General features: G+C 65.2%; 11 protein-coding genes and 2 tRNA genes. 10 read left to right on the top strand and 3 right to left on the bottom strand.

All coding sequences use genetic code 11. The features are described 5' to 3' along the window. The first annotated feature begins 104 nt into the window (after positions 1-104). Positions 105-1,403 carry a glycosyltransferase 87 family protein gene (locus ABIB35_RS01040; RefSeq protein WP_354178143.1) on the top strand — a complete coding sequence of 433 codons (1,299 nt, stop codon included), beginning with the start codon at positions 105-107 and terminating at the stop codon, positions 1,401-1,403. Positions 1,404-1,995: 592 nt separating this feature from the next. Here the strand turns inward: ABIB35_RS01040 and ABIB35_RS01035 are convergent. Next, positions 1,996-2,673: an endonuclease domain-containing protein gene (locus ABIB35_RS01035; RefSeq protein ID WP_354178142.1), complete on the bottom strand. Its 678-nt coding sequence runs from the start codon at positions 2,671-2,673 to the stop codon at positions 1,996-1,998. Between the two features lie 603 nt (positions 2,674-3,276). On the opposite strand from ABIB35_RS01035, the gene ABIB35_RS01030 reads away from it, so the two are divergent. Both ABIB35_RS01030 and ABIB35_RS01025 read left to right on the top strand, forming a co-directional pair. Further along, positions 3,277-3,957: an MOSC domain-containing protein gene (locus ABIB35_RS01030; RefSeq protein WP_354178141.1), complete on the top strand. Its 681-nt coding sequence runs from the start codon at positions 3,277-3,279 to the stop codon at positions 3,955-3,957. 340 nt (positions 3,958-4,297) lie between these two features. After that, positions 4,298-6,202 (top strand): DEAD/DEAH box helicase, encoded by a 1,905-nt coding sequence (locus ABIB35_RS01025; RefSeq protein ID WP_354178140.1) that lies wholly within the window; start codon positions 4,298-4,300, stop codon positions 6,200-6,202. Positions 6,203-6,320: 118 nt separating this feature from the next. On the opposite strand, the gene ABIB35_RS01020 is transcribed toward ABIB35_RS01025, so the two are convergent. After that, complete coding sequence (locus ABIB35_RS01020) at positions 6,321-7,694, bottom strand: protein kinase domain-containing protein (protein ID WP_354178139.1); 1,374 nt, start codon at positions 7,692-7,694, stop codon at positions 6,321-6,323. Positions 7,695-7,893: 199 nt separating this feature from the next. Here ABIB35_RS01020 and ABIB35_RS01015 point away from each other — a divergent pair. The 3 genes from ABIB35_RS01015 (at position 7,894) to ABIB35_RS01005 (ending at position 9,590) form a co-directional block, all read left to right on the top strand. Continuing rightward, positions 7,894-7,965, top strand: a tRNA-Thr gene (locus ABIB35_RS01015). 80 nt (positions 7,966-8,045) lie between these two features. Continuing rightward, positions 8,046-8,122, top strand: a tRNA-Met gene (locus ABIB35_RS01010). Between the two features lie 247 nt (positions 8,123-8,369). Continuing rightward, positions 8,370-9,590, top strand: a complete 1,221-nt coding sequence (locus tag ABIB35_RS01005) for a CaiB/BaiF CoA transferase family protein (RefSeq protein WP_354178138.1) — start codon at positions 8,370-8,372, stop codon at positions 9,588-9,590. On the opposite strand, the gene ABIB35_RS01000 is transcribed toward ABIB35_RS01005, so the two are convergent. Beyond that, positions 9,578-11,083, bottom strand: coding sequence for a PucR family transcriptional regulator ligand-binding domain-containing protein (locus ABIB35_RS01000; RefSeq protein ID WP_354178137.1), 1,506 nt, complete (start codon positions 11,081-11,083; stop codon positions 9,578-9,580). The genes ABIB35_RS01005 and ABIB35_RS01000 overlap by 13 nt on opposite strands. Before the next feature lie 81 nt (positions 11,084-11,164). Between ABIB35_RS01000 and ABIB35_RS00995 the strand changes: the two genes are divergently transcribed. The 4 genes from ABIB35_RS00995 to ABIB35_RS00980 all read left to right on the top strand — a co-directional run bounded on the left by ABIB35_RS00995 (position 11,165) and on the right by ABIB35_RS00980 (position 16,891). Next, on the top strand, positions 11,165-12,562 hold the full coding sequence (locus ABIB35_RS00995) for an aminotransferase class III-fold pyridoxal phosphate-dependent enzyme (RefSeq protein ID WP_354178136.1): 1,398 nt from the start codon (positions 11,165-11,167) through the stop codon (positions 12,560-12,562). Positions 12,563-12,643: 81 nt separating this feature from the next. Then, on the top strand, positions 12,644-13,840 hold the full coding sequence (locus ABIB35_RS00990) for an acyl-CoA dehydrogenase family protein (protein WP_354178134.1): 1,197 nt from the start codon (positions 12,644-12,646) through the stop codon (positions 13,838-13,840). Between the two features lie 45 nt (positions 13,841-13,885). Next, on the top strand, positions 13,886-15,373 hold the full coding sequence (locus ABIB35_RS00985; RefSeq protein WP_354178132.1) for an aldehyde dehydrogenase family protein: 1,488 nt from the start codon (positions 13,886-13,888) through the stop codon (positions 15,371-15,373). 66 nt (positions 15,374-15,439) lie between these two features. Continuing rightward, positions 15,440-16,891, top strand: a complete 1,452-nt coding sequence (locus tag ABIB35_RS00980; protein ID WP_354178131.1) for an APC family permease — start codon at positions 15,440-15,442, stop codon at positions 16,889-16,891. Positions 16,892-16,905 lie beyond the last annotated feature (14 nt).

Raw genomic sequence — 16,905 nt, 5'->3', positions numbered from 1 at the left:
AGTGCGCTCAGCCTATCCTGTGGGCCGGACAGTCCGCGGAGGCACGGCCCGCCGGTAGACTTGCGAACGTTAATATTTGGGCAGGCTGTAGTGCAGGGAGAATCATGGGCCACAAGACCCGATCCGGAATGGCCCGGGTAGCACTGACTCTGGCGGGGCTCCTCGCAGCGGCTGTCATGATCACCGCCGCCTTTGTGATTTCGCCCCTGTTCGGCCTGGATTTCAGTGTGTACCTAACCGGCGGCCAAAGCGTGCTGGACGCCGGAGGTGAGCTGTACACCAAGCAGGTGAATTACCGCGAAGGCAGCAGCCTCCTCTTCACGTATCCGCCGTTTGCTGCCCTGGTGTTTGCGGTCCTGGCACCCTTCGGGCAAAGCCTTGGGCTGGTTATCTTCACCACCATCTCGCTGCTGATTGCCACGGCCACAGCGGTGCTGGGCGTGAAATACGCCTTCCGCCAGCCGAGCGTTCGGGCGGTGCTGAAAGACGAGCGGCTGCGTCCGCTGGCCCTGGCCGGCATCGGCTTTGTGGTCCTGCTGGGCCCGTGGCGCGAAACCACGGCCTTTGGCCAGATCAACATTGCGCTGTTCGGGCTGATCATGGCGGACTTCCTGATCAAGCGCGAGACCTGGCCCACCGGCCTGCTCACCGGCGTTGCCGCCGGGCTGAAGCTGACGCCGCTGGTCTTCGGCCTGTATTTCCTGGCACGCGGTGACTGGCGCGGGCTGCGCAACATGGCCTTTGGTTTCCTGGCCACGTTTGGACTGGGCTTTCTGATCCTCCCCCGTGAATCGCGCACCTATTGGGTGGAGCTGCTGCCCGATACCTCGCGGATCGGCGGTGCCGGATACGTGGACAACCTGGGCATCAAGGGCGCCATCCTGCACTTCGCCGGCCCGGACTTCCCGGTGGACCTGCCGTGGCTCCTGCTTTCGCTGCTGACGGTGGCTGCTGCCGCCGTGATCATCCGGCTCGCCGGGAACCGCGGGGACGGGCTCACCGGCTTGGCTGCTGCTGCTCTGCTGATGCTGCTGATCTCACCGGTGTCCTGGTCCCATCACTGGGTTTGGGTGGCCCTCTTCATCCCCGTGCTCTGGCGGAACATCGCGGACCTCACGGAAAAGGGCAGCGGGCTGCGACGCTGGGGCATGGCCCTGCTGGTCTCGTCCTTCGTGGTTTTCCTGCTCTCACCGAAGGCCATCGGCTGGTTGATGGGTTCTCCCGACCTCGATTCCCAGGTGCCCACCGCGTGGCTCATGGCCTCCAGTGTTGGCGTCTTTTGGGGTATCGGCCTCATGGCCTGGTGGCTGGTTGCGCTGTGGAAGAGCCGGCCCCAGCGCTGGTGGAAGCAGCCCGTTTCGGAACAGATCCCGGCGGCTCCGGTGAAGAACATCCAGCCGTAATTCCACCGGCGGCTCCGGTGAAGCCGGTGACGAACGTCCAGTCCTACTTCCGGTCTGTGGCCGGTGCCGTTCTATCCAGGGGCGGGCGAGCGTTGGAGGCACATCGAGTGTCGCGTTGGTGCCGTTCCCGCCCGTCGAGTGTCGCGTTGGTGCTGTTCCCGCCCGTCGAGTGTCGCGTTGGTGCTGTTCCCGCCCGTCGAGTGTCGCGTTGGTGCTGTTCCCGCCCGTCGAGTGTCGCGTTGGTGCCGTTCCCGCCCGTCGAGCGTCGGGTAAGTGCGGGTTTCAGGGCGGTTTTCGCTTATCTTTCCGTCAATCGGGGCGTCTAACGGGCAGGACCTCGTCACTCGAATGAGCTGAACCCGGCGATGAACCGTCCAGTTTAGAAACAGGCTGCCGTGCTATGCAGTGCGGTCGAGCGTCGGAGGCACATCGAGTGTCGCGTTGGTGATGCTCCCGCCCGTCGAGTGTCGGGTAAGTGCGGGTTTCAGGGCGGTTTTCGCGCATCTTTCCGTCACTCGGGGCGTCTAACGGCAGGACCTCGTCACTCGAATGAGCTGAACCCGGCGATGAACCGTTCGGCGAAGAGCGAGCGTCAGTTTCGCCAGCCATTGTCCCGGAGCGCCTTACGGATCGGAGCAAGTACCACGGCATCGGGCTGCCGCAGCTGCAACCGGTTGATCTTGATCTGGCGCCACCCTGCCAGCGCCGTGAGCGCATCGCGTTCGTTGTCCAATGCCTGCTGCTCCGGGGTCAGATGGTGCAACCCCTCGTACTCGACACAAACCCGGTATTCCCGACTTCCCAAATCAGCCCACACTGCGCGGTGAATCCGGGGTGAATCTATGCGGCAATTGACGGTGAACTCCGGCAACCGCGCCCGCATCAGCATCAGTCTTAGCCGCGTTTCCGGTGGCGAATCAACCCCAACCCTTACCAGTTCCAAGGCCTCTTCAACGCGTCGCAGGAACCGAGTACCTCGAAGTGACTCCACATAAGAACTGAGGTCAGCCAGGGGGATCTGAGGAACTCGCGGTTCACCGAACTCCCGGCGATGTTCACTGACCATCCAATCTGCCGCTGCGACCAGGCCGTCCACGTCCATGCGGCCGGCCAAATCGACCCAGGTACGGGCAACACCGGTCAGCGGGACCCCGCCAATGCTCGTAATCTCTGAAGATTGAAGCCTGCGCCGATGGCCCCGGATTCCTTTTCGGTCTGTTGCGGCACTTCCGGTTGGCCGGGTGAGATGCAGTAGATCTTCGGCCTCCATCCACGGAGGCAGCGGCATGCCGTGTAGCCGGGCCGCGGTTCCATCGCTGACCACAGCATCTGGAAGCAGAACAAGATGCGGGCGAATCAGCTGAACGAGGGACTGCTCCACACCGACAGGAACCCGGACTCCACGGCTAACGGTTCTTAGGTCACGGGCTCGGGTTCTTCCGCGGGGGACACCGCAGGCATCTGACTCAGGCAGAGCAAAGGACCGTCTGGTCAATGAGGGAGGAAGATTGGGGGCGTTGCGCATGCACCGATGGTTCCAGCACGGATTCTGACTGTGCGGTGACAAGGTCCCTACAAGTGGATTTCAGACCAGATTTCACACGGAATGTTGAACTGTGCAGGAACGTTGATCCGTAGGAACAGTGGCGCGACGGGTGGGCTGTCCACCCGGGCCGAGTGTCGACGTCGTGCTGCTCTAGCTCGTCGATAGTAGGAAACGTGCCGCTCCGACTCGCTCTTTGCGGCGTGTTCCCTACACTCGGCGGGGGAAGGGGCCGGATCTCGACACCGGATGCCGAAAGGGCTGCTCAGCGTGGCCGTCCCGGTGCTTCACCACGTGCGGAACAGGAAAGGGACTCGTAGGATGTTCGGCATGACCCCTGGAACCCTGCTGGCCGTGTGCCGTGTCCACGCCTTGCTGCCCACCACTGACAGCACCGGTGTGACGGCGATCGACAAGCGCGCTGTTGAGGGTCCGGTGAAGGTTCACGGACTCGGGCTCAGCGGGGACGTCCAAGCCAGCCGCAAGCACCACGGCGGAGAGTCAAAGGCGGTCTATGCGTATTCACAGGTCGACGCCGACTACTGGGCGGCAGAATTGGGCACGAACATTTCCCCCGGGCTTTTCGGTGAAAACCTGCGCATTGACGGACTTCCAGTGTCAGAAGCAGTGATCGGTGAACGCTGGCAGATCGGGGAGCGGACCATCCTGGAAGTGACGTGCCCGCGCACGCCGTGCCGGAACTTCGCGGCCCGCATGAAGCAGCCCCGCTGGGTGGTGCGGTTTGCGGAAGCCGGACGTACGGGAACCTACCTGCGCGTCATCCGCAACGGAAGCATCAGCGCCGGCGACCCGGTCACGGTCATTCACCGGCCCGATCACGGGGTGACCTCGGGAGACGTGTTCCGCGGGCTGACAACGGAACAGGCACGAGCGTTGAACGGGGCAGCAGACGCTGGGACCGTGAAGCTTTCGCCGGAAGTCCTCAAAGCGCTGCGGACCCTGAAGTCACGCGAAGCACCAGGGATTCCGGAGCCTGCACCGGCCCGATAAGACCCATGACGGTGCTTCTGTGCCCAAGCTCACCGCCAACTATGGACGGCGCGCTCCCGGCATGCCGTACACTTGAAACATCCCCCACTCCGGTATTCCCTTATTTTCCTGCGGTTTCTAATCGCAAGGTACGTTGTGTTGGGGCTCGCATTTCCGAATGCGGGCAGATTCATCTTTGGGAGCGCCGGCAAAGAAATCGTCACACCGGCCACACGTCACAATCCAGTGAAATTGGCCTACAGCTGTGACGGAAAGTCCTGCCATGGGATTGCAATAGCGCCGGACTTACGTCCTGCGGCCGTTATGGCCGCGCGGTCCCAATGAATGAGGATTATCTCTTTTGCTTGACACTGTAGAAAACACCGAAACCGTAGCAAACGCCGCTCCCGAAGAAGCTGAAGAGAACCAGGTTCTCTTCACCGACCTCGGTCTTGATTCCCGCGTGCTGCAGGCCCTGGTTGACGTCGGATACGAAAAGCCGTCGCCCATCCAGGCAGCCACCATCCCCCTCCTCCTTGAAGGCCGCGACGTCGTCGGCCTGGCGCAGACCGGTACCGGCAAGACTGCCGCGTTCGCCGTTCCCGCCCTGTCCCTGATGGCGGCCCTGCCGGCCACCAAGGACACGCAGATCCTGGTGCTGGCACCGACCCGCGAACTGGCTCTCCAGTCCGCTGAAGCCTTCGCTTCCTACGCCAAGTACATGGACAACTTCACCGTCCTGCCCGTCTACGGCGGATCCGCTTACGGCCCTCAGCTGGCCGGCCTGCGCCGCGGCGCACAGGTTGTTGTGGGTACCCCGGGACGCGTCATCGACCACATCTCCAAGGGCTCCCTGGACCTGTCCAACCTGCAGTACCTGGTCCTGGACGAGGCCGACGAAATGCTCCGCATGGGCTTCGCCGAAGACGTTGAGCAGATCCTGGCGACCACCCCCGCCGACAAGCAGGTGGCACTGTTCTCCGCCACCATGCCCGGCGCCATCCGCAAGATCGCCAAGAAGTACCTGAACAACCCGGCGGAAATCACGGTCAAGTCCAAGACGACCACCGGTGCGAACACCCGCCAGCGCTACGTGCAGGTCATGGGCCCGCACAAGCTGGACGCGATGACCCGCATCCTGGAAAGCGAAGACTACGACGGCGTTATCGCCTTTGTCCGCACCAAGATGGCCACCGAGGACCTGGCTGACAAGCTCAAGGCCCGCGGCTACCTGGCAGCAGCAATCAACGGTGACATCCCGCAGCAGCAGCGCGAGCGCACCGTCGAGGCCCTGCGCAGCGGCAAGATCGACATCCTGGTTGCCACCGACGTCGCCGCCCGCGGTCTTGACGTTGAGCGCATCAGCCATGTCATCAACTACGACATTCCGCACGACACCGAGTCCTACGTCCACCGCATCGGCCGCACCGGCCGCGCAGGACGCACCGGCGACGCGATCCTCTTCATGACCCCGCGTGAGAAGTACCTGCTGCGGGCCATCGAAAAGGCCACCCGCCAGCCCGTAGAGCACATGCAGCTTCCGAGCATCGACATTGTGAACAACAAGCGCCTGGCGAAGTTCTCCGAGCAGATCACCGAAACCCTGGCATCCGAGGATGTCTCGGTCTTCCGCGACCTGGTCACGAACTACCTGGCTGACCACGACGTCACCGCCGAGGAAGTTGCCGCAGCACTGGCCGTCATGGCCCAGGGCGGCCGTCCGCTGCTGATGGAAGAAATTCCGCAGGCTCCGGCCCGCCAGCGCGAGCGTTCCGAAGGCCGCAACGACGGCAACGGCTCCCGCGGCCCCACACGCCCGCTGACCGAAGGCAACGCAACGTACCGCATCGCCGTCGGCCGCCGCCAGCGCGTTATGCCCGGCTCCATTGTTGGCGCCATCGCCAACGAAGGCGGACTCTCCTCCGCGCAGATCGGCGGCATTGACATCCGCGCCGACCACACGCTCGTCGAGCTTCCGGCTGACCTCAGCCAGGACCAGCTGCGCGCCCTGTCCCGCACCCGGATCGGCGGCGAGCTGATCCACCTCGAGCTGGACAACGGCCGCAAGCCGGCCCGCGAACGCGAAAGCGGCGGCTTCAATGACCGTGGCGACCGCGGCGGCTTCAAGAAGGATTTCAAGAAGCGCGACGGCGAGCGCAGCTTCGGTGACCGCAGCAGCAGCGACCGCGGCGGCTTCAAGAAGCGCGACGGCGACCGCGGCGGCTTCAAGCCGGCCGGCACCCGTGCACCGCGTTTCCGCGACTAAGCACTGAGTTTCCCGCGGCTGCGCCGTTCAGCGCAGCCGCGGGCCTCACGTTCTACGCATAGGGAAGGGCACCTCCGAATTTTCGGAGGTGCCCTTCCCTATGCGCGTTGGGACCCGGTTAGGAAATGAGCGCGTGCCGGCCTTCCAGCCGCAGTTCCAGGTCATTCATGACGATGGCGGCCAGATCCTCGAGGGTGCGCACGTCAGCGTCCGAAAACTCGCGGGGCTCCCGGTCCAGGATGCACAGGGTGCCCAGGTTGTACCCGTCGCGGCTATGGAGCGGCACACCGGCATAGAACTGCAGCCCAAACTCACCGGCCACCAGGGGATTGGCGAGAGTCCGCGGATCAATGCGTGCGTCGGAGACCACCCACGCATCGTCCTGCAGGATGGCCGAGGCGCACAGTCCCGGGTCCCGGCCGATCTGCTGTACATCCGTTCCATGGTGGGACTTGAACCAGATCCGGTCGGTGTCCACCACGCTCACAATGGCCACGGGTACGGAGAACAGCCGTGCCGCCAGGGCCGTGATGCGGTCGAAGGAACCGTCCGGGGGCGTGTCCAGCAGGTCATAACGGCGCACTGCCGCCAGCCGCTCGGCCTCGTCGGCCGGAATCAGCGGCTGGGCCATCCGGTGCCGGGCACGGGGTGCCACTGCCAGTTCGTACAGAGCCAGGGACGCTTCGTGGGCGGAGGGCCGGTCCTGCGGCTCCAGGGCGGTCATGGCGCGCAGCAGGACCCGGAACCCCACCTCCGCGTCATCGGGAATGGCAGGGGGCCGCAGGAGGCGTGCCACGGCACTCTCCAGGGCCGGCCCGGGGTAGGCGGTGACGCCGGTGAGGCACTGCAGGAGCACCAGGCCCAGAGAGTAGATGTCGGACTCGGGGCCCACTGCATCGCCGCGGGCCTGCTCCGGACTCATGTAGGCAGCCGTCCCGGTGAAGGTGCCGTTGTGCGGCTGCGGGTCCCGGGCAATCAGCGCCACGCCAAAGTCCGTGAGTTTGGCACGCAGCCGTGCATCGTCCCCGCGGTAGTCGAAGAGCATGATGTTTGCCGGTTTGACGTCACGGTGCACCACGCCGGCGTCGTGCATGTAGTCCAGTCCCAGGGATAGGTCGTAGCCCAGCTGGGCCACCTGGCGCGGATGCAGCGGACCGTCCTGCAGCCGCCGGCGCAGGTCTGCGCCCTCCACCAGTTCCATGACCAGATACACCTGCTGGAAATCGGGACCGGAGAGATGCGTTCCGGCATCCAGCAGTGTCACCAGGCTGTGGTGGCTCAGCCGGGCCAGGATTTTGGCTTCGGCATCGGTCTGCCGTTGTTCCTCAGCGGTGGCGGCGGCAGAGCGTACCACCTTGACCGCTACGTCCCGGCCCAGGAACTCGTCCCGTGCACGGTAGACGGTGCCCATGGATCCGGCACCGATTTTGTTCTCCAGACGGTATCTTCCGCCAAGGAGGGCACCATCCGGGTGCTGCGGTGAAGCTGTCACCTATGCCTACTTTCTCGTACCCTAAGCATACTGACCACCACGGGTGCTTCTTACCTGTTTCGGGGCGTTTCCGGACGGCCAAACCGGCCGGTCGGAGGCTCTGTTCACCGCTCCCGGTCAGTGGCCTGGATCACCTTATCCGCGCGGATTTGGGCCGATTTCACGTTCTCCAAAAGTACTGGTAAAGTATTTACTCGTTGCCCCGATAGCTCAGTGGTAGAGCGCCATCTTGGTAAGATGGAGGTCCCGGGATCGATTCCCGGTCGGGGCTCTCAATGGGAGGGTCCGTGTTGCTAAGGCTGTTTGTTTTCACAGAGGCCAATTTAGGGACGCGGGCTTTACTCATTTAGTGGCGGTGTAGCTCAGTTGGTTAGAGCGCACGACTCATAATCGTGAGGTCGGGAGATCGAGCCTCCCCACCGCTACCAGCAAAAACCCCCGGTTTTCCGGGGGTTTTTTGTTTTCTCATTATACTTTCCCGCCGGCAATGGCCACCCGGCGGGGCCCGGCCGCACTGCCGCTTCCCCCGCCACCGTGTGCGGTTTATCCCGAGACAGGGACAACATGTCCCTGCCCCCGCCCCGGGCTCTGCCTATGGTGGACATGTCTGCCGCAGTGACAGCGGACACAGGAAATCTTTTACGGATTATTCCGTCGGGCCAAAAGGGGTACACGTTGAGTTCACCATCGGAGGGCGCATCTGCCGGCGCCAGTGGGCAGCGGCCGTTGGAAGGCATCCTGGTGGCGGATTTCTCCCGCGTGCTCGCCGGGCCGCTTTGCACCATGACGCTGGCGGATCTCGGCGCCCGGGTGGTGAAGGTGGAACGTCCGGGAGGCGGGGACGACACCCGCAGCTGGGGACCTCCGTGGTCCGGAACAGGAGCAACCTACTTTGAATCCGTGAACCGGAACAAGGAATCCGTCTGCCTGGACCTCGGCGACCCGGAGGATCTGCAGCTGGCTCAGGAACTGGCATTGCGTGCTGACGTGCTGGTTGAAAACTTCAAACCCGGGGGACTGGACAGGTTCGGGCTGGGATATGCCGAACTCAGCCTAGAGAACCCGAAGCTGGTGTATGCCTCCATCTCCGGATTCGGCGCCGCCGGCGGACGGGATATTCCCGGCTATGACTTCATAGTCCAGGCTCTGGGCGGGCTGATGAGCATCACCGGTGAGGCCGACGGGGCTCCGTACAAGGCCGGCGTCGCGCTGGTGGACGTGCTGACGGCGAAGGACGCCACCATTGCCGTGCTGGCAGCCCTGAAGGCACGGGGTGTAACCGGGCGGGGAAGCCATGTACAGATGAACCTGCTCTCCAGCCTGCAGGGCGCTTTGGCGAACCAGGGGCAGGCCTTCCTGGGTGCCGGCGTGGTCCCGGCCCGGATGGGCAACGCCCACCCTTCGATCGTGCCCTACCAGCTGCTGCAATGCGGTGACGGGCCGCTCGCCGTCGCCTGCGGCAACGACGGGCAGTTTGGCCGGCTGGTCCAAGAGCTGGGGGCACCCGGGTTGGCAGCGGACGGCCGCTTTGCCACGAACAGTGCCCGGGTTCAGCACCGGGAGGTCCTGGTGCCGCTGCTGGAGGGCCTGCTGGCTGCGGCAACGGCCGCTCAATGGCAGGATCAGCTGACTCGAGTGGGTGTACCCGCTGGCCGGGTCGCGGGCATCGACGACGGCATTGCCTACGCGCAGTCGCTGGGGCTTGAACCGACCATTGACGTCCGCGACTCCTCTGGTGCGGTGGTCGGTCAGCAGCTGCGGCACCCGGCCGTCTGGGAGCCGCCGCTGGCGCCGCGGGACCAGGCACCGCCACAGCTGGGAGAACACACCGAGAGCGTGCTTTCCTGGCTACGCAGCGCCCGGAAAGAAAGTCACCCGGCCGATCATCTCTCGTAGTGCCGCAGCTCCAGCCACAGCGGCGCGAAAACATCGGGATCGTCCAGGTCCACCCCCAGCAGCGAGCAGGCAATGCTGATCCGGTGCCGCAGCGAGTTGCGGTGCACGCCCAAACCGCGGGATGCATTTTCCCAATGTCCCCGGTGCCGCAGATACTCGGTCACGGTGGCGATCAGATCCGCCCGCCGGTAAGCGGCCAGGGTCTCCACCCACTCACTGACCTGGGGATTGGGTGCGCTTCCGGTACCCGCCAGTGAGCCGGGCCGTGCCTGCCGGAGGGCCCGGCGGATGGCCGGCATCACTGCTGCCACTTCGCCCAGGGAAACCGGTTCGCTGAGGGCTCCGGCCAGCTGCGGATGGGCCGGCGCGGGGTCGTTGACATCCTGTATTCGATCCTGCCCCGCCTGTGAAACGCCTTCTTCCGGAAGCACCAGGTAGAGGGCAGCTTCCTCTTCATGGCGCAGCAGGCAGGAGGCCAGGTTCGCTGGAAGGGGCGGCAGGCCGGCATCCGGGCTCAGCGAGGAAGCAGCCCGGATCAGCAGTTCGGCATTGTCGCCGGCTCGGACGGAAAGGCCCAGCACCCGCACCCTGCGGGGCAAGTCCTGCAGCCCCACGTCCTCGGCGAGGATACGGGCGGCCTCGGTGTGCCCGTGCAGGACAAGCTTGGCGACCGCAGCCCCCAGCGTTGAGGTGGCACCTGAAACCACCTCCCGCTGGCGGGCCTTGAGCGCCAGCAGGGTGCACACGGTCAGGATGACCTGGCGGTCCGCTGCCGTCAGCGTGCGCCCGGGCCCCACGGCAAGAAAGCCGTGGATGCGTCCGCTGACGGCAATCGAATACTCCACGACGGGCTGCCCGTGAATCTCGAACGTGGCCGCTGAATGCGTCCCTGCCCGGTTGAGCCGGAGGGTCTCGGTGCGCAGGGTGGGAATGTAGGCCTCGGCGCTCTCCGGCCAGTAGGTGGCCGGCCCCGGATCGGCGGGCAGGTAGGCTGCCCAGCCGCCCAGGGCCTGAGCCAACCCGCGGACGACGGCGGCGGTGGCGTCCGGGCGCATGGCCGCCTGGGCGAGCGCGGTCTGCGTTCCCAGGCTGCCCATGAGATCGGCCTGGCTGCTTCGGGCAGACAAGCGCCAAAACGCACGGGAAACACTCTGGAAAGGCACGCCGTCCGGAACCGTGAGCAGGTCGATCCCGGCGGCTGCACACGCCTCGGCCACCGAGGACGGCACCTCCTCCAGCCATGGGCCCAGTCCGATGCCCAGGGCCGGGATGCCCTTGTGGCGCAGCCGTGTCACGTACTCGGCGGCCGCGGCAGCACTCCTGACCACCGGCATGCCGGTGGTCAGGAGGAGTTCTCCGCCCTCCAGATACGGGGTCGGATCCTCGAGCTCGGAGACATGGACACCGGTGAGTTGCCGGTTTGTCAGCTGCTTTCCGGACGGGAAAACCAGCTGCGAGCCCAAAGCGGCGCTGAGTTCAGTGAGGGAAACCATAGTCAAATCATCCAGTACAGAGAGTTAAATTGGCTGGAATGTTCAATGACGCATGTCGCATCGGGTCCGTAGCGTGTGCCCATGACCGAGATGACTATCGAAACCCCAGCTGCACCGCTTCCCCAATCCCGGCACGTGGCAACCGCGGTGCCGGGCCCCCGTTCACGGATGCTGCACCAGGAGCGTGTGGCTCATGTCAGCGCCGGGTTCGGTATCACCCTGCCGGTGTTCATCGACCGGGCCGACGGCGGGATCCTCCAGGACGTGGACGGTAACCGCTTCATCGACTTTGCCTCCGGGATTGCGGTGACCAGTGTGGGCGCCGCCAACCTCCGGGTCCGGCAGCGGGTAGCCGCGCAGTTGGATCGGTTCACCCACACGTGTTTCATGGTCACCGAATATGACTCGTTCACGCAGGTGTGCCGCTGGCTGAATGAACACACCCCCGGTGACTTCGATAAGCGCACCGCACTGTTTTCCACCGGCGCTGAAGCAGTGGAAAACGCCGTCAAGATTGCCCGCGCGGCAACGGGCCGGCCAAACGTGCTGGTTTTTGACGAGGCCTATCACGGGCGCAGCCTGCTCACCATGGCGATGACAGCCAAGGTGAATCCGTACCGGCTCAATTTCGGTCCGCTGCCTGTCGAGGTGTTCCGGGCCCCGTCGGCAAACCCGCTGCGGCCTTCCGACGGCGGTGCGCCCGGGACCGTAGACGCCGCAGCCGCCCTCGCCGCCGTCGAGGACATGCTTACGGAACGCGGCCCGGAAACCTTCGCCGCAATGGTCATTGAGCCGATTCAGGGCGAGGGCGGTTTCATTGTTCCGGCGCCCGGTTTCCTGGCCGGGCTGCGCACGATCGCCGACCGCCACGGAATCGTCCTGGTCATGGATGAAATCCAAGCCGGCATGGGCCGGACCGGGACGCTGTACGCCAGCGAATACGAGGGCGTTGCCGGAGACCTGACCCTCAGCGCCAAGGCGCTGGCCGGCGGCCTGCCCCTGTCCGCCGTCACGGGGCGGACCGAGCTCATGAACGCCGTGCACGCGGGCGGACTTGGCGGCACGTACGCCGGTAATCCCCTGGCCTGTGAGGCCGCACTGGCTGTCTTCGAGGAATTCGAGGACGGAACCCTGCTGGCAAACGCCCGCTCCATTGAGGCGGTGGCACGTGAGGTGCTGGAACCACTCGTGGCGGAGATCGGCGTCGTCGTGCAGTTCCGCGGAAGGGGGGCCATGCTGGCCCTGGAACTCGCCGACCCCGACACCCTGAAGCCGCGTCCGGACCTCGCCCAGGCCATCTCCGCAGCCTGCCACGCCGAAGGTGTCCTGACCCTGACCTGCGGCACGTACGGAAACGTCATTCGGCTCCTGCCGCCGCTGGTCATTAACGATGAGCTGCTGCGCGACGGACTCGGGGTCCTGAGCGGCGTGATCCGCAAAACTGCAGCTGCCGCTGCACCCGCGCTCAGCGGCTCCTGAGATCCGCCGACGCCGCCGGACACCGGCCGACGCCGCACCCCGCTGCTCACCGCAGAGCCCGAACCGAAGAAAAGGACCATCATGACCAGCCTTGCCGCCCAGGAAGCCGGAGAAGCCGCCCTGGAACCCGCCGATCTTATCGATTTTGATTCCCTGCTCACACCCTCAGAACTGGAGCTGCGTTCCCGCGTGCGCGGCTTCGTCAATGAACAGATTCGGCCCAACATCGCCCGCTGGTACGAGGATGCCCACTTCCCGATGGAGATTGTTCCGGAGATGGGCAAGCTGGGCCTGCTCGGCATGCACCTGCACGGCTACGGCTGCGCCGGAGGCACCGCCGTTGAATACGGTCTGGCTGGTGCGGAGCTTGAAGCCGGCGACTCCGGCCTGCGGACCTTCGTCTCAGTGCAGGGATCCCTGGCCATGAGCGCCATCTCCAAATGGGGCTCGCAGGAGCAGAAGACCCGGTGGCTGCCGGGCATGGCTGCCGGGGAGTTAATCGGCTGCTTTGGGCTTACGGAACCAACCGCGGGATCCGACCCGTCGTCCATGAAGACCTTCGCCCGCCGGGACGGGGACGATTGGGTGCTCAACGGCACCAAACGGTGGATCGGGCTGGCGAACGTTGCCGCCGTCGCCGTCATCTGGGCACAGACCGACGACGGCGTCCGCGGCTTCACCGTCCCCACGGACACACCGGGGTTTGCCGCCACGCCGATTGAACCCAAGCTCTCGATGCGGGCCTCCATCCAGTGCGAGATCGAACTGACCGACGTGCGCCTGCCCGCGGATGCGGTCCTGCCCGGCGCCAAGGGGCTCCGGGGCCCCTTCTCCTGCTTGAACGAAGCCCGCTACGGAATCATCTGGGGCTCCATGGGCGCCGCACGGGATTCCTTTGAGGCAGCCCTGGCCTATTCCAAGGACCGGCTGCAGTTTGATAAGCCACTGGCGGGCTACCAGCTCACCCAGAAGAAGCTGGTGGACATGGCCCTGGAGATCAACAAGGGTTTCCTGCTGGCTCTGCACCTTGGGCGTTTGAAGGATGCAGGCAACCTGCAGACCCACCAGATTTCAGTGGGAAAGCTCAACAACGTGCGGGAAGCCATTGCGATTGCCCGGGAGGCAAGGACCATCCTCGGAGGCAACGGAATCACCCTGGACTACTCTCCGCTGCGGCATGCCAACAACCTGGAATCGGTACGTACCTATGAGGGCACCGACGAGGTGCACACCCTCATCCTGGGCCAGAAGCTCACCGGCATTCCCGCTTTCCGCTAAGCCGCCGGCCTCCCGCATCCGAACCCGCTACCACCAGGAGTCACCTTGACGCACCTTCCATCCGCAGCCGAGCTGCGGCATTACATCAACGGAACCTGGGAGGAAGGCAGCGGGCCCGTCCTTGCTTCCGTGAATCCCGCCCGGCCCGGAGAAACCGTGGCACAGGGCCGGCAGGCCTCCACCGAACACCTGGACCGGGCCGTGGCCGCAGCGTCCGGGGCTTGGGCTGCCTGGGCCGGCACGCCGCTGCATGAACGCGGCGCCGTCCTCATCCGTGCAGCCGGCGTGCTGGAACGGGATCACGAGAATCTGGGCCTGGAGCTGGCACGGGAGGAAGGGAAGACGCTCGCCGAGGCGAAGGGTGAGGTGCTGCGCGCGGCCCAGATCCTGCGCTACTACGGCAATGAAGGCGACCGGCCGGCAGGGGAAGTCTTTTCCTCCCCGCGCCGGGGGGAACGGATCCTGGTGGTCCGCAAGCCGTTGGGCGTGGTGGGGGTGGTGACCCCATTCAACTTTCCGATCGCCATTCCGGCGTGGAAGATCGCTCCCGCACTGGCATACGGCAACGCAGTGGTGTGGAAACCGGCCAGCACGGTGCCGCTGCTCGCCGTGAGGCTTGCCGAGGCCCTGGCGGAAGCCGGACTGCCCAAGGGTGTGCTGAACCTGGTCATCGGGCCCGGATCCCTGGGCAGCGCTCTGGTGGAGCATCCGCGGCTGGACGGACTGACCTTCACCGGATCAACCGGAATCGGGCGCCGGCTGGCCGCAGCCGGTGCCGCCCGCGGCGTTCCGGTGCAGGCGGAGATGGGCGGCAAGAACGCGGCCATCGTGCTCCGCGACGCGGACCTGGACCTTGCGGCCGAACAGGTCCTGCTGGGAGCCTTCCGTTCCACCGGCCAGAAATGTACGGCAACTTCCCGGCTCGTCGTGGACGAGCAGGTTGCCGATGATTTCCTGAACCGGCTCCGAACCCGCCTTGACGCCTGGATGACGGGGGACCCCACCGACGACGGCGTGCACATGGGACCGCTGATCAATGCGGCCGCCGCAAACAGCGTCAACAGCGGAGTGGAGACGGCCCTGTCCGAAGGGGCGGTGCTGGCCTATCAGGGCAAGGCCCCGGGAAGCAGGGACCCGGACGGCGGGTTCTTCCTGCCCGCGACGGTGTTGGAACTGCCCGCCGATCCAGCTGCCGGGGCAGCAAACACGGCGTGGCGGGAAGAGTTCTTCGGCCCGGTGCTGAGCGTGCGCCGTGCCGCAGGCGCCGGGCAGGCCTTCGAACTGGCCAACCAGAGCGAATTCGGGCTCAGCGCTGCGGTCTTCACCCAGGACGTCACCCGGGTGCTGGACGCGGTGGAGCGCATCGACGTCGGAATCCTGCACATCAACTCCGAATCCGCCGGCGCCGATCCGCATGTGCCCTTTGGCGGGGCACGCAAGTCGGGGTACGGGCCCAAGGAACAGGGCGGCTCGGCGAAGGAATTCTTCACCCACACCACCACGGTTTACCTGCGTGGAGGAAACGCCGGTTAACAGTTCGGCACCAGAGTCTCCACCTGACCGCACCACCCATCAGAGGTAATCGCAAGGGGTATATCGATGGCCAGTCCAGAAGTGAAATCCACACGGGATGCAGAACCGTCCCTCCTCAAGGTCCTCGGTAACTGGGATGTCCTGGCGCTGGGCTTCGGCGCGATGATCGGCTTCGGCTGGGTGGTGCTGACCGGGGACTGGATTGCCTCAGCCGGCACCATGGGAGCGGTCCTGGCCATGGTCACCGGCGGACTGATCATGGCAGTCGTCGGCCTGACCTACGCCGAGCTGGTGGCAGCCATGCCCAAGGCGGGCGGTGAACACAACTACCTGCTGCGCGGAATGGGGCCGAGATGGTCCTTCATTGGATCCTGGGGGATCACCGGCGGCTACATCACCATCGTGGCCTTCGAAGCCGTGGCCCTGCCGCGGACCGCCACCTATCTTTTTCCGAATCTCAACGCCGTGCCGCTGTGGGAGATTGCCGGGGATCAGGTGCACCTGACCTGGGCGCTGGTGGGCGCCATGGCCGCCGTCGTTATTACCGCCGTCAACATCCTGGGCGTCAAGCACGCAGGCGTCGCGCAGACCTTTGTGGTCCTGTTGCTGCTCATCGTGGGACTGATGCTTGTCTTCGGCTCCTTCACCGGCGGATCCACCGCCAATATGGAACCCTTCTTCACCGGCGGGATGGGCGGGTTCTTCGCGGTGCTGGTGGTGGTTCCCTTCATGTTTGTTGGCTTTGACGTCATTCCGCAGTCCGCCGAGGAAACCCACATCCCGGCACGCCAGATCGGCCGGCTGGTGGTCATCGCCGTAGCGCTGGCCACGGTCTGGTACGTGGGCACAATCCTGACCACATCCTCGGCCATGAACGCCCAGGAACTGGCCGGAACCGACATTGCCACGGCGGACGCCATGGGCAAGCTGTTCGGCAGCGACATCATGGCCAAAATTCTGATTGCCGGCGGCATCGCCGGGATCCTGACGTCCTGGAACTCGCTGCTGCTGGGCGCTTCCCGGCTGATGTATTCGATGGCGCGGGCGGGGATGCTGCCGGCGTGGTTCGGCAAGCTGCACCCCAAGTACCGCACTCCGGTCAATGCGCTGCTTTTCATCGGTGCGCTGTCCGTCCTGGCCCCGTTCTTCGGGCAGAACATGCTGGGCTGGCTGGTGGACTCCGGTTCACCGAGCATCGTGATTGCTTACGCGCTGGTCTCGCTGGTCTTTATCCTCCTGCGCCGCCGTGAACCAAAGATGGAGCGGCCGCTGCGCATTGGCGGACGAGGGAACGGTGGGCAGCTCATTGGCATCTCCGCGGTGGTGCTGTGCCTGGGGCTGCTGTCCCTCTACCTGCCCGGAATGCCCGCCGCACTGGGTTCTGTCCCCTGGCTGCTCTTTGGCCTCTGGTGGACGCTGGGGTTCGTCTTCCTGCTGCGGATTCCCACCGGCATCCGCCCGGGTGAGCGGGCCGAGGAGGACCTGCTTGAGCGTCTCGCGGAGCGGCGGCGGGGCTAACCGGAGCGGCGGCG

The sequence above is a fragment of the Arthrobacter sp. UYP6 genome, from assembly GCF_040547315.1.
Lineage (GTDB): Bacteria > Actinomycetota > Actinomycetes > Actinomycetales > Micrococcaceae > Arthrobacter_B.
Note: the sequence above shows the minus strand (reverse complement) of the source record. Positions and strands in the feature narration are given on the sequence as shown.